Origin of the sequence: Streptomyces milbemycinicus, from assembly GCF_002154605.1 — a bacterium.
GTDB classification, from domain to species: Bacteria; Actinomycetota; Actinomycetes; order Streptomycetales; family Streptomycetaceae; genus Streptomyces; species Streptomyces milbemycinicus.
In genome coordinates, this window is the sequence record NZ_MUNE01000521.1 from 494 (window position 1) to 12,248 (window position 11,755).

General features: G+C 68.3%; 12 protein-coding genes and 1 riboswitch. Of the genes, 7 read left to right on the top strand and 5 right to left on the bottom strand.

The annotated features are described in order from the left end of the window. From CCN51_RS58250 to CCN51_RS36265, 3 genes are all read right to left on the bottom strand, one after another. Positions 1–203: transglycosylase family protein (locus tag CCN51_RS58250; RefSeq protein WP_245881741.1), on the bottom strand; the 203-nt coding region annotated here is incomplete at its 3' end. A 1-nt stretch (position 204) separates the two neighbouring features. Then, positions 205–375: riboswitch (cyclic di-AMP (ydaO/yuaA leader) on the bottom strand. A 261-nt stretch (positions 376–636) separates the two neighbouring features. After that, positions 637–1,626 (bottom strand): transglycosylase family protein, encoded by a 990-nt coding sequence (locus CCN51_RS36260; RefSeq protein WP_014177154.1) that lies wholly within the window; start codon positions 1,624–1,626, stop codon positions 637–639. A gap of 231 nt (positions 1,627–1,857) precedes the next feature. Then, entirely contained in the window at positions 1,858–3,141 is a 1,284-nt protein-coding gene (locus tag CCN51_RS36265; protein ID WP_043487025.1) for a cytochrome P450 family protein, read from the bottom strand. Between the two features lie 587 nt (positions 3,142–3,728). Here CCN51_RS36265 and CCN51_RS36270 point away from each other — a divergent pair. The 7 genes from CCN51_RS36270 (at position 3,729) to CCN51_RS36300 (ending at position 9,753) form a co-directional block, all read left to right on the top strand. Beyond that, on the top strand, positions 3,729–4,850 hold the full coding sequence (locus CCN51_RS36270; protein WP_014177156.1) for a sensor histidine kinase: 1,122 nt from the start codon (positions 3,729–3,731) through the stop codon (positions 4,848–4,850). Then, positions 4,847–5,248 (top strand): roadblock/LC7 domain-containing protein, encoded by a 402-nt coding sequence (locus CCN51_RS36275; protein WP_014177157.1) that lies wholly within the window; start codon positions 4,847–4,849, stop codon positions 5,246–5,248. Before CCN51_RS36270 ends, CCN51_RS36275 begins: the two co-directional genes overlap by 4 nt. After that, a complete protein-coding gene (locus CCN51_RS36280) occupies positions 5,245–5,616 on the top strand; it encodes a DUF742 domain-containing protein (protein ID WP_043487028.1) in 372 nt (123 codons plus the stop codon). The genes CCN51_RS36275 and CCN51_RS36280 overlap by 4 nt, the downstream gene beginning before the upstream one ends. Continuing rightward, positions 5,591–6,181, top strand: a complete 591-nt coding sequence (locus tag CCN51_RS36285; RefSeq protein ID WP_014177159.1) for a GTP-binding protein — start codon at positions 5,591–5,593, stop codon at positions 6,179–6,181. The genes CCN51_RS36280 and CCN51_RS36285 overlap by 26 nt, the downstream gene beginning before the upstream one ends. An 8-nt stretch (positions 6,182–6,189) precedes the next feature. Further along, positions 6,190–7,569: a cytochrome P450 gene (locus CCN51_RS36290; protein WP_014177160.1), complete on the top strand. Its 1,380-nt coding sequence runs from the start codon at positions 6,190–6,192 to the stop codon at positions 7,567–7,569. Positions 7,570–7,997: 428 nt separating this feature from the next. Beyond that, positions 7,998–8,975, top strand: a complete 978-nt coding sequence (locus CCN51_RS36295; RefSeq protein ID WP_014177161.1) for a cytochrome P450 — start codon at positions 7,998–8,000, stop codon at positions 8,973–8,975. Further along, positions 8,959–9,753: an enoyl-CoA hydratase/isomerase family protein gene (locus CCN51_RS36300; RefSeq protein ID WP_055413953.1), complete on the top strand. Its 795-nt coding sequence runs from the start codon at positions 8,959–8,961 to the stop codon at positions 9,751–9,753. Before CCN51_RS36295 ends, CCN51_RS36300 begins: the two co-directional genes overlap by 17 nt. A 97-nt stretch (positions 9,754–9,850) precedes the next feature. Here CCN51_RS36300 and CCN51_RS36305 read toward each other — a convergent pair whose 3' ends face one another. Continuing rightward, complete coding sequence (locus CCN51_RS36305) at positions 9,851–10,849, bottom strand: nucleoside triphosphate pyrophosphohydrolase (protein WP_014177163.1); 999 nt, start codon at positions 10,847–10,849, stop codon at positions 9,851–9,853. A 14-nt stretch (positions 10,850–10,863) separates the two neighbouring features. Beyond that, complete coding sequence (locus tag CCN51_RS36310) at positions 10,864–11,604, bottom strand: SurA N-terminal domain-containing protein (RefSeq protein ID WP_014177164.1); 741 nt, start codon at positions 11,602–11,604, stop codon at positions 10,864–10,866. Between the last annotated feature and the right edge of the window lie 151 nt (positions 11,605–11,755).

Here is an 11,755-nt window from a genome sequence, read left to right on the forward strand (position 1 = left end):
CCGTAGAAGCCGTTGCCGGTGTTGATCGACCAGTTGCCGCCGGACTCGCACTGCGCGACCGCGTCCCACTGGGCGGTGGTCGCGGCCGAGGCGGAGGTGGCCCCCAGGAGCGGTGCGGCGACGGCCGCACCAGCGACGCCGGCGAGCGCGGCGATGCGGGTGACCTTGGAGGGACGGCGGTGCTTACCCTTGTCGTTACGCATGTTCGTTCCTCACCGACGCCTACGAGGTGAGCTGTCGGGTTCGGGCTGTGAGTTGCCCGGCCGGATGCGGCTGACCGCACCTTGGCTTCACCCCGAGCCGAACGGGCCCGTCTCCAGGCCGCTACGGCGCCTACCTTGGTTCCCCCGCTCCTGCCTTCGGCGCAAATGCGTCGGTTTCCCCCCGACCGCCGGCAGGACTCGGCGTGACGATCGACGGTGCCCGCGGTGGCGAGCGGGAAGACGTTAAACACACCTTCCGATGAGGTTCAAACCCCGACATCCCATCGAATGATGCCGTATCCGCACCCAGCCATCCCACATCTACGCAGGTGAGGCCGGGTGCGGAAAGATCGGACAGCCGACGCACGCCGGGCGATGTGACGAGATGTATGTCTCACCACCGCCAGATCGGGCAATTCACCCCGAACTGCCGCTATCTGGCGCTGAGATCGAGACGCTGACCAGGGTGAACAAGATCCGGGTCGATTCCGGTGAGGGATTCATCGGCCTCGTAGAGCTCAGGCGCCCCTCCGTCTGCCTTCTGGCCGTCCTGGTCGTCCGCGACGTCTGATACGCCGTCACCGCCGCGCACGGCGTAGTCCTCGCGACCGAGGGGCTGCAGGGGGATCTCGGCGCGCTCCGCGTCGTCGCGCGAGGCGTGGCGACCCGAGGACCGGGCGTCATCGTCCGCCGTACCCGCGGAGCCCTGCTCACGGGCGTCGGGCGCGCCGCGGTGGCGGCCGGTGGGGGAGGTGGCGGAGTCCTCGCCCTTCGCGTCGCGGTCGGAGCGCTCGTCACCCTTGCCGGACGCGGAGTCGTCCTCGTCGCGGGACGCTTCGCCGGAATCGCCGGACTTCCCACCCTTTTCACCGGACTTGTCGTCGGGGGTGGCGGAGGGGTCCGACTTACCGGTCTTGTCGGACGTATCGGAATCTTCGGAACTACCGGAACCATCAGAGCCGTCCGACCGATCGCCCCGGCTGGAGTTATCGGAAGATTCGCCCGTATCGGAGTCGCCGACCCCCGTCGGCTCCTTCGCCCCCCAGCTACCGCTGGGCGGTGCCCCCTCGGGCGCACCCTTCCCGTCGGGGTTCACGTCCAGTACGTCACCGAGGCCGGCGAGGCCTGCGTCCAGCGCACAGCTCGGCCAGGCGTCCGGGCCGCGGTCGGCGAGGATCGCCCGGGCGATGGCTATCTGCTGGGAGCGGCTGGCGAGGTCGGGGCGCGGGGCGTACTGCTGGCCGCCGTACTTCTTCCACATGTCCAAGGTGATCTGCAGACCGCCGTAGAAGCCATTGCCTCCATTGGCACTCCACATCCCGCCGCTCTCGCATTCGGCGACGCGGTCCCAGGTCTGGGTGGTGTCCGCGGCCTGGGCGCCGACGGCACCGAAGAGCGGCATGGCGATGCTCGCGCCCGTCACCCCCGCTGCGACCACGATTGCCGGAGCCTGGCGGGGGCGGCGGTGTCGACCGTTCCCGGAGCGCATGCGTTCTGCCTCTCGTGTGGCGGCTGAGTCGTCGGTTGAACATAGCGACGCCATCTGATCATCACAAGCAGATGTATCCCAGGTCACGCGGTGATCACGCCGTTGACGTTATGTCATATATGCCGGGCCCCAAGGGCGTTGCCCGCCCTCAAACCGGGTGCCACCTCAGATAATCGGGCCCCAGGTCACGGGCAGTTCGCGCAGCCCGCGCATGATCAGACCGCCGCGTCGGCGGATCTCTTCCGGCTCCACCGCGAGCCGCAGATCGGGCAGGCGCCGCAGCAGGGTGCCGATGGCGGTCTGGGCCTCCAGCCGGGCCAGTGGCGCGCCCAGGCAGTAATGGATGCCATGGCCGTAACCGAGGTGCTGGTTGTCGGCGCGGGAGAGATCGAGCACATCGGGTGAGTCGAAACGCTCGGGGTCGCGGTCGGCGGCGGCGAGCACCACCAGCACCGGCTCGCCCGCGGCGATCCGCTGCCCGCCGATCACCACTGGCTCGGTGGCGAACCGCCAGGTCGAGATCTCCACCGGCCCGTCATAGCGGAGCAGTTCCTCGACACCGGTCGCCAGCAGCCCCTCGTCCCCTTCCTGGGCGGCCCGGCGCAGCCGGTCGCACTGGGCGGGGTCGCGCAGCAGCGCATAGGTGCCATTGCCGATGAGATTCACGGTCGTCTCAAACCCCGCGAACAGAAGCACAAAGCACATGGCCGCGGCTTCGTTCTCGGTCAGCTGCTCGCCGTGGTCGCTGGCCCGGATCAGCCCGGAGATCAGGTCGTCCGCCTTCTCCCCGGCCTTACCCTCGGCGTTCTCGCGCAGCGACTCCCGCTTGCGGTGGATGAGATCGGCGAGATAGGCACGGATCCGCTTCACCGCCCGGGCCACCCCGCCGCGCGGCCCGCCGCCGTGCCGGATCATCATCCCGGCCCAGTCCCGGAAGTCGTCCTGGTCCTCGCGGGGGACGCCCAGCAGATCGCAGATGGCGTAGATGGGCAGGGGGAAGGCGAACTCATGGATCAGGTCCGCCTCTCCTCTTCTCTGGAACCCGTCGATGAGGCCGTCGGTCAGCTCCTGCACCCGCGGGGCGAAGGCCGCCACCCGGCGGGGGGTGAAGGCCTTGGACACCAGCCGCCGCAGCCGGGTGTGGTCGGGCGGATCGATATTGAGCAGATGCGTCATGAGATCCGCGCTGCGCTCGCCCGGAATGCCCACCTTGCCCTTTGCGTGCGCCGCCTCGCTGTGATGAATCGGATTCTTCGACAGCCGGGGGTCGGCGAGCGTGGCCCGAGCGTCGGCGTAGCGGGTCACCAACCACGCCTCAACTCCGCTGGGCAGGGTGGTCCGATGGACGGGCGCGTGTTCCCGCAGCCAGGCATACGCGGGATAGGGATCGGCTGCGAACTCCCAGCTGAAAAGAGCCGGGGAGCAGGCGGGGTGGTGCCGGTCTGACATCCCCCGACAATACGGCAAGGCCCCGGAATCTCTGATTCCGTATAAAAAGGGCATAAACACCGGGCGTTTATACGATGCGCGCACGAATGCCCGACCACCCGCTCCGGCGGGCAGCATGATTGGCCGATATCAGACCGCCACCGCACCCCCGGTGACACCCCGGCTCGCCCGGCCGCGCGCTGCCCTGCTGCCACCCCGCCACCCCCGTGAACACACGGCGAAGAGCAGATGGCTGAATCGGCGTCAGGTACGCGAATGGGACGGAGGCACATGCACATCGGCCCCTGACCCTGGTGATACGATCACCGCGCTTGCCAGGCGAGCCATGGGCGCGTAGACACGCGGCGATCCGGCAAAAAGCCGAAAAGGGTCATCACTCTGAGGAGCATTATGCCGCCAGTCGGGCATGTGGAGCCGATCCGGCAGACCGACGCCCCCGCACTGGCGCCGTGGAGACGAGCGCGCTGTCCTCAGGCCGAGCGGGCGCCGTCCGGACACTGACTCGCCGCCGTCCCGCCCACGAATTCGGAACGCACCGTGCGAAACCCTTTCAGTCCCTGGCGGTCTAGTCGCTTAAAGAGAGTCTCATGACGCAATACATACAGGATCCAGCGCTCTGGGCTCTGATCGTTGGTACCCCTCTCGCCGCAACCGCCATATTTCGCGGGAGAAAGGCGCGTACACAGCTCGTCAACGAGAAGACCGAGCTCCAGAATCGCTATACCGAGCTTGAGAGCAATTATTCGGCCTCGGTACAGGACGCCCATACCCGCGCGGAAGAGGCCACCAAGAGCGCGCTGAAGTCCGCGATGCGCACGCTCCAGGGTCTCGCCAACGAGCAGCAGTTGGCGATCTCCAAGACTCAGGAGAGGTACGGCGAGCACCACATGCTCCAGGACCTCCTCGAGATCGACCACATGAACTCGCAGTTCGGTCGGCGTGCCCAGTCCATCGCGGTGCTCTGCGACGGCTGGCTCGGCCGTCAGCGCACCGTCGCCTCGGTGTACGACGTGGTCCGCAGCGCCAAGGGCCGTATCCGTCACTACACCCGCGTCGAGATCCGTTCCCAGTCCAACTTCGCGGTGGTCAGCCGCGCCGTCGAACCGGTGGCGCTGGCACTGGCCGAACTGCTGGACAACGCGACCAGCTACTCGGCGCCCGACTCCCCGATCGACATCACCATCCGCACCGTGCCCAAGGGCGTCTGCATCATCATCGACGACGCCGGTGTCGGTATGAACGAGGAAGAGAAGAACAGGGCCGATGAGCTCCTGTCTTCCAAGCGCGCGTCGGGCGTCACGGGCCTGGGAAACCCCCCGCAGTTCGGTTTCGCGGTCATCGGTGTGCTCGCCGCCCGATATGGCTTCACTGTCTCCGTGGATTCGGCCTCTCCCTACGGTGGTGTGCGAGCGGTGGTACTTCTGCCCGAGGACCTTCTGACCAACATGCCCGAGCCGGAGGAGCCGCCGGTGGTCGCCCCGTCCGCCGCCCGCGGCCGCGACGAGGAGACTCCCGCCGACCCCTCCACCCCCGGGGGACTGCCCAAACGCCGGCGCAAGGGCTCGATCTCCATCGTGCCCAAAGCGGACTTCACGCCCGGCCAGGGCCGGTCGAGCGAGGAAACCGCCTCGATCATGGGCGCCTTCCAGCGCGGCACTCAGTCCGGCCGCTCCGCAAACCCGAGCAGGGAAGGGCACGATCTTTCGTGAACAACGATCTGTCATGGATGCTTGACAGCGCCCTGGAGGTACCAGGCGCGCGCCATGCACTCCTGGTCTCCGCCGACGGTCTGCTGATGGCCCGCTCCAAAGACGTCCAGAAGGACGAGGCCGACTCGATCGCCGCGGCGATGAGCGGCATCCAGTCGCTGAGCCGCACAATGTCCAGCTTCTGTGGCGATCCCCGGATGAGCTGGCGTCAGACGCTGGTGGAGTTCGACGGCGGCTGGGTCTTTCTGATCTCCGCCGGAGAAGGCGCCTATCTGGCCGTCTCGTCCGCCCCCGATGTCGACATGGCGGACATCACCTTCCGGATGCAGCAGCTCGTCGGCCAGCTCGGCAAGGCCCTCAGCACTCCGCCTCGAGAGAACACAAGTATTCAGGCATGATTACACCGGGTGAGCAAGAACCAGAGGCCGCGCCCTTAGTGCGACCGTACGTCATCACCAACGGTCGCGGTTTGCCGGAGAACGACCAGTTCAATCTGATCACGCTGGTCACCGCCTCCGAAAGACGGCCGCCGAGCCATTACGACCCGGAGAAGCTCCGCCTGTTGGACCTGTGCGGCGGCGGCTACCTCTCGGTCGCCGAAATTGCGGGACACCTGGGACTTCCCATCGGCATCGTGAAGGTTCTGCTGTCCGATCTCTCCTCGGACGGCTATCTCGTCACGCGCGCCCCGGCACCCCCCGCCCAACTCGTCGACGTATCGGTCCTTCAGGAGGTGCTCGATGGTCTCCAGGCCCGCTTCGGATGAGGACGTCTATCTGCGCAACAATGTGCAGATAGCCGCCAAGATCCTGGTGGTGGGGCACTTCGCGGTGGGCAAGACGACCTTCATCGGCACCATGTCGGAGATTCCCCCGCTGCGTACCGAGGAAACCATGACGCAGGCGGCGGCTCATATCGACGACCTGCGCGGTGTCCAGGGCAAGACCACGACCACCGTGGCCATGGACTTCGGCCGGCTCACCCTCAGTGACCGGCTTGTCCTGTATCTGTTCGGCACCCCCGGACAGCAGCGCTTTGTGCAGGTCTGGGAGGACATGACCCGCGGCGCCCTCGGGGCGCTGGTGCTGGTCGACCCCGAGCGCCTCAAGGAGTCCTTCGACGTCATCGACCTGGTCGAGCAGTACGGACTCCCCTACGCGATATCCGTCAACCACTTCGACGGCACACCGGCCCGCTCCGACGATGAGCTGCGTGAGGCTCTCGATCTGCTTCCGGAGACCCCCGTCGTCACCTGTGACGCGCGCGATGAGAAGTCATCGGCCAACGCGCTGATCACGCTGGTGCGTTATCTGCAGGATCGTGCCCGCTAGGAGCAAGCATGAACAACCAATCGGCCTTCACCGAGCCACCACCCGGCTGCCCCGCCCACAACAGTGGCCGGCGGATACCCATGTACGGGCCGGAGTTCGCGGCCGATCCTCAGGCGTTCTACACCCATATGCGCCAGTACGGGCCGACCGCGCCGGTCGAGCTCGCCCCCGGCGTGGACGCCACCCTCGTCACGGACTACTCGGCGGCTCTCCAACTGCTGCAGAACCCGGACACCTTCCGTAAGGACTCCCGCCGCTGGCGCGATCTGAACGAGGGCAAGGTGGCGCCGAACAACCCGGTGCTGCCCATGCTGGCCTACCGGCCGAACGCCCTGTTCACCGATGGCGCGGAACACATGCGGCTGCGCCAGGCGGTGACGGACAGCCTCGCCGGTGTGGACGCCCACTGGCTCAGCCGTCAGGTCGAGCGCGTCTCCTCGTACCTGATCAGCCAGTTCAGCGCCCTCGGCGAGGCCGATCTGCTGAACGACTACGCCAAGATGCTGCCGCTGCTGGTGTTCAACGAGCTCTTCGGCTGCTCGCCGTCCATCGGTGACCGGCTGGTCATCGGCACCTCCGGCATCTTCGACGCCAGCATGGACGCCGAGAAGGCGAACGAGGAGCTCACCCAGGCACTGATCGAGCTGATCGCCCTCAAGCGGCGGCAGCCGGGCGACGACGTCACCTCGCGGCTGATGGCCCACCCGGCCAAGCTGACCGACGAGGAGATGATCCATCAGCTGGTCATGCTCATCAGCGCCGGCACCGAACCGCAGCGGAACCTGATCGCCAACGGTCTGTATCTGCTGCTGTGCGACGAGAAGCACGCCGGCGGTTCACAGGCCGGCGGGCTCCTGGTCGAGGACGTCATCGACGACGTCCTGTGGAACAGCCCGCCGATGGCCAACTACGCCCCGCACTACCCGGTGTGCGACGTCGAGCTCGGCGGCAACCTGCTCAGGGCCGGCGACCTCGTGCTGATCAGCTTCGCCGGCGCCAACACCGACCCCGCGCTGTCCTCGTCGCGACAGATCCTCAGCAAGCGCGCGCACCTGGCCTGGAGCGCCGGGCCGCACGCCTGCCCGGCCAAGGACTCCGGTCAGCTCATCGCGGTGGGGGCGATCGAGAACCTGCTCAACCAGCTGCCGGATGTCGAACTGGCCGTGCCGATGGAGAGCCTGCAGTGGCGGCCCGGCCCCTTCCACCGGGCCCTCACCTCGCTTCCGGCCCGCTTCGCCCCGGTCCGCGCCCAGCAGACCGCGATGATGAGCCCCGCCGCGCAGACCGGCCCCGTGGTCACCCCCGCGGCCATACCGCAGACACGCCCCCAGGGCAAGGTACAGAAGAGCAGTGCGTGGAGCTCTTTCCTTGCCTGGTGGAAGTCGTGATCTTGCCCACAATTCGAACCAGTTTCCGTATGAATGGATGTTCAATCGTGCGGGTAGGACGTATCGCGAATTGGCGCGGACTGATCAGTTCCGCTCAATTAAGCGACTTAGTGTGACCCCAACCGGGGCGCTGTCCAGAAGGAGTGGTTGTGGAACCTACCGCCGCCGGCACCATTATTGACCGACGCTCCATGGTTTCACTCATATCCCGCCTACGAGCTTCCCGGGGGCAGGCGAACCCTTACCCCATCTACGCCGAACTCAGGGCAATGGGCGATGTTGTGCCCGCTCCCTGGGGCGGGCACCTCTTGCTGTCTCACGAACTGTGCGACCAAGTCCTCCGAAGCAAAGCGTGGGCCACCTTCGATGCCGAGTGGCGGGCGCGCCAAGGCGATGGGAATCGCTGGAGCGCGCCCGCCTCACAGCAATTGAGCAAGACGCTCCAGGGGCTCAATCCGCCGGTGCACACCCAGCAGCGGCGCTCACTCGGAAATGTATTCGACCGCTCCACACTGGCCGGTCTCCAGCCCTTTGTCAGGCAGACCGTCGAAGAACTCCTCGACCGGCTTTCCGACCGGCTGCGCGCGACCGGTGAGGCCGATTTCGCCACCCTGGTCGGCGAAGAGCTGCCGGTGGCCACCATCAGTCACTGGCTGAAGCTGCCGCAGGCCGACCACGCCCTGCTCAGGGAGCTCACCCACGGCCAGGCGTACGCCCAGGAACTCCTCCCCTCGGCAAGCCAGTTGGTCCAGGCCAATGCCGCCGCCGAGGGTCTACGCGAGTATTTCACCGCGGTGGTCGCCGAGCGCCGTCGCTCCCTCGGCGACGACGCCCTCTCGCGCTGGATCCGCACCTGGGACGAGCTCGAACCGGACCGCGAGGTCGCTGACGAAACGCTTTACCACCTGGTGATGTTCGTCGTCATCGCCTCGCTGGAGACAACCTCCACCCTGCTGTCGAACATGGTCTGGCTGCTCGACCAGAATCCGCGGCAGCGGTCCTGGCTGCTGACCCACCCCGAGGCCACGCCGAACGCCGTCGAGGAGGTCCTGCGCTACGACCCGCCCATCCACCTGACCACCCGGGTCGCCACGGAGGACACCGAACTCGCCGGAACGCGAATAGAGCGGGACGAAGTGGTACACGTCATGATCGCGGCGGCCAATCACGATCCGTCCCAATTCGACGACCCGGACACCTTCGACATCGGACGCACGGCCGCCCACCTCGGTTTCGGCGGCGGCATTCATTTCTGCATCGGAGCGATGCTCGCCCGGCTGGAGGCGACCGAACTGCTCCAGAGCCTCAACCGCCGTTTCCCGACGCTACGCGTCACCACACCGCCCGAATGGGAACCCCGTATGGCGTTCCGCCGTCTCCTCGCTCTCCATGTCGCCGAGCACTGAGCCGCGGGAAGAGGAAAGCGTCGTGTCGCTCAAGTCTCTGTACGTCACCCACGACGGCCCCGTGGTACAGGTGCGGTTCAACACCCCCGAAAACGGAAACGCCATCACGGACCGCGTGCTCGACGATCTGCTCGCGGTACTCGGCGCCGTACACGACCGCCCCGATATCCGGGTGGTCGTGCTCTCCGGGGGCGGCCCCAATTTCTGCGCGGGCGGCGACCGCCGCGAATACGCCGAACAACTCGCCACGGATCCCACCGGCACCGGGCTGCGCACCAGCGGCGGCAAGGCCCGCCGGGTGTGCGACGCCCTGGCCACCACGAGCGCCGTCACCATCGCCCGGATGCACGGCCAGGTCATCGGCGCCGGACTGGCCCTGGCGCTCTTCTGCGATCTGCGCGTCGGGGCCGACGACTGCCGCTTCCGGCTGCCGGAGCTCGCTCTGGGCCTCCCGGCCGCCTGGGGAGGCTCGCTGCCCCGACTGCTCCAGGAGGCGGGGGCCGCCCGGATCCGCGAACTGATCCTGACCGGCGCCGGATTCGACGCGGCCCAGGCCGAGCGGCTTTCGGTGCTCCACCGGGTCGTCCCGGAGGCCGAGTTGGACCGCGTGGTCGACGAATGGACCCGGCCCGTCGTCCGCCGCTCCGCCGCGGCGCTACGGGTCACCAAGACACTGCTGAACTCCTACGCCGCCGGCAACCGGCTCGCCGACACCAGCCTGCTGGACGCCGAGCTCATGGCGTCGGTGATCGCCGCCGGACGGTCGGCGGACGACTGACCTGCTTGCGAGCCCCGCGGCAGTAGCGGCAGCAGGGGCTCGCGACAGCAGAATCACCACAGCGGCAGGGGCGCGCAGCAGCAGGCTCTCGCGGGCCCTACTCCCCGCCGCGCCGCGCCTCTTCGGCCGCCCGGATCGCATCCCGGTACGTACGGGCCGCGGCGCGCAGCGCCGTCTCCGGCTCGATGCCCTGCTCGGCCGCCCGCACCGCCAGGGCGAGCAGTTCGTAGCCGACGTCCTCCCCCGCGGGCAACGGCACCTCAAGGCCCGCCGTACGGGCGCGGGAGGCCAGCTTGGCGGCCAGCGCGAGCGCGGGCTGGCCGAGCGGCACTCCGTCGGTGACCGAGTCGCGCCGCTTCTCGGCCGCCTTCGTCCGCAGCCAGTGCTCCCTGACGTCCTCGGCGGTCTCGGCCGCCTCCTCGCCGAAGATATGCGGATGGCGGCGGATCAGCTTGTCCACGATCCCGCCCGCCACCTCGTCGATCGAGAACGGCTCGTCCGGATCCTCCTGCGCGATCCGGGCGTGGAAGACGACCTGGAGCAGCACATCGCCCAGCTCCTCGCGCAGCGCCTCGCGGTCACCCTGCTCGATGGCCTCGACGAGCTCGTACGCCTCCTCGATGCCGTACTTCACCAGCTCCTCGCTGGTGCGGGCGCCGCTCCACGGGCATTCGACCCGGATCCGGTCCATCACCTGGACCAGGTCGAGCAGGCGGGCCCCCGGCAGGTCGTACGCGCCGGGCAGCAGCTCCAGGTCCGGCATCCGCTCCCGCCCGGACCCGGCGAGCCGGGCCAGCCCGTCGGTCAGCGCGGACTCCCCGTCCGCCGAGGTGAGCACGACGGCGGTGCGGCCCGGCGCGGTGGTGCAGTAGTCGACCAGCTCGCGCGCGCCGGGCACCGCCTCCGCCACCTCGACGCCCGCATCCCGTAGATACGGCAGCTGCGGATGGGCCGAGTCCGCGCACAGCACCCGGTCCGCGCCGCGCAGCGCCTGCCACGCGGGCCATGACAGCAGCCCGGGCGCCACCCGGTGGCTGGTGGTGAGCAGGACGATACGGCCGGTGGGAGCACTGCCCGGGGCTTCAGAGGCGGTCACCCTTGAAACGTAACCTACGCCTGCTGATTCACGTCCTCGGAGGTCCGCAGCCAGGACTCCTTGGTCAGCACCGCCGTGCCCCGGGTGTCGTCCCACGTCCCGTAGCGCGGGTTGACGTCGATGGCCAGCTTCTTGGAGGTGGCCGCGAAGACCGCGTTGACCTTGGCGGTGCCGAGCTTGTGCACCAGGCCGTTGCGCAACAGCTCCATGCGCAGCGCGTCGTCGATGCGGTCCGGGGCGATGCCCTGCTCCAGATAGAAATCGCGCAGCGCCGCGGCGCCGCCCGACTGTGCCTCGGCGGTCGGGTGGCACTTCGTCGTCTGCCCCGTCTGGAGGCCGCGCAGCACCTCGGCGCCGCCCGCCGACTCGACGGCCTTGCGGCACTGCTGCACATCGCGGCGGGTCACCCGCACCCCGTTGTCCTTGCCGGCCCGCTCGATCACCCGGAACTGGATCATGCGGATCAGGGTGTTCTGGCTCAGCTGACCGCTGTTGGCCACCAGCTGCTCGGACTTGGCGGAGCCGCGCTGCGCGTCCCGGACGTCGTTGACCCGCGCCTGGAGCTGCGAGACGGTGATCCGGCTGCCGTCCACGACGGCGGCTGCCCCGGGGCGCGCGTCATTGCCGCAGGCGGTGAGCAGCGGAGCGGCGAGCAGCAGGGCGGACGCGGCAGGGACGGCGAGGGTGGCGCGGCCGCGCGGCGGAGCCGCGTTCGTGCGGCGGTATGGGGGACGCCCCCCAAAGGGATGCAGCATCAAGTCTCCCGGCATAGATCGACCTGGCTTGATCGATGGTATGGAGTCGGCGCGGCCTAAGCCACTGCTTCGACAACGATTCGCCACGGCTCCGGCCACCTTGCTAGCCCCGGACCTGTCCGAGCCAGTGCAGTGTGCGGCGGATCTCCTC

Coding starts and splice junctions, on each gene's coding strand:
- CCN51_RS36300 (WP_055413953.1), top strand. CDS start 8,959: ATGTCGCCGAGCACTGAGCCGCGGGAAGAGGAAAGCGTCGTGTCGCTC.
- CCN51_RS36280 (WP_043487028.1), top strand. CDS start 5,245: ATGATTACACCGGGTGAGCAAGAACCAGAGGCCGCGCCCTTAGTGCGA.
- CCN51_RS36270 (WP_014177156.1), top strand. CDS start 3,729: ATGACGCAATACATACAGGATCCAGCGCTCTGGGCTCTGATCGTTGGT.
- CCN51_RS36310 (WP_014177164.1), bottom strand. CDS start 11,604: ATGCTGCATCCCTTTGGGGGGCGTCCCCCATACCGCCGCACGAACGCG.
- CCN51_RS36285 (WP_014177159.1), top strand. CDS start 5,591: ATGGTCTCCAGGCCCGCTTCGGATGAGGACGTCTATCTGCGCAACAAT.
- CCN51_RS36265 (WP_043487025.1), bottom strand. CDS start 3,141: ATGTCAGACCGGCACCACCCCGCCTGCTCCCCGGCTCTTTTCAGCTGG.
- CCN51_RS36290 (WP_014177160.1), top strand. CDS start 6,190: ATGAACAACCAATCGGCCTTCACCGAGCCACCACCCGGCTGCCCCGCC.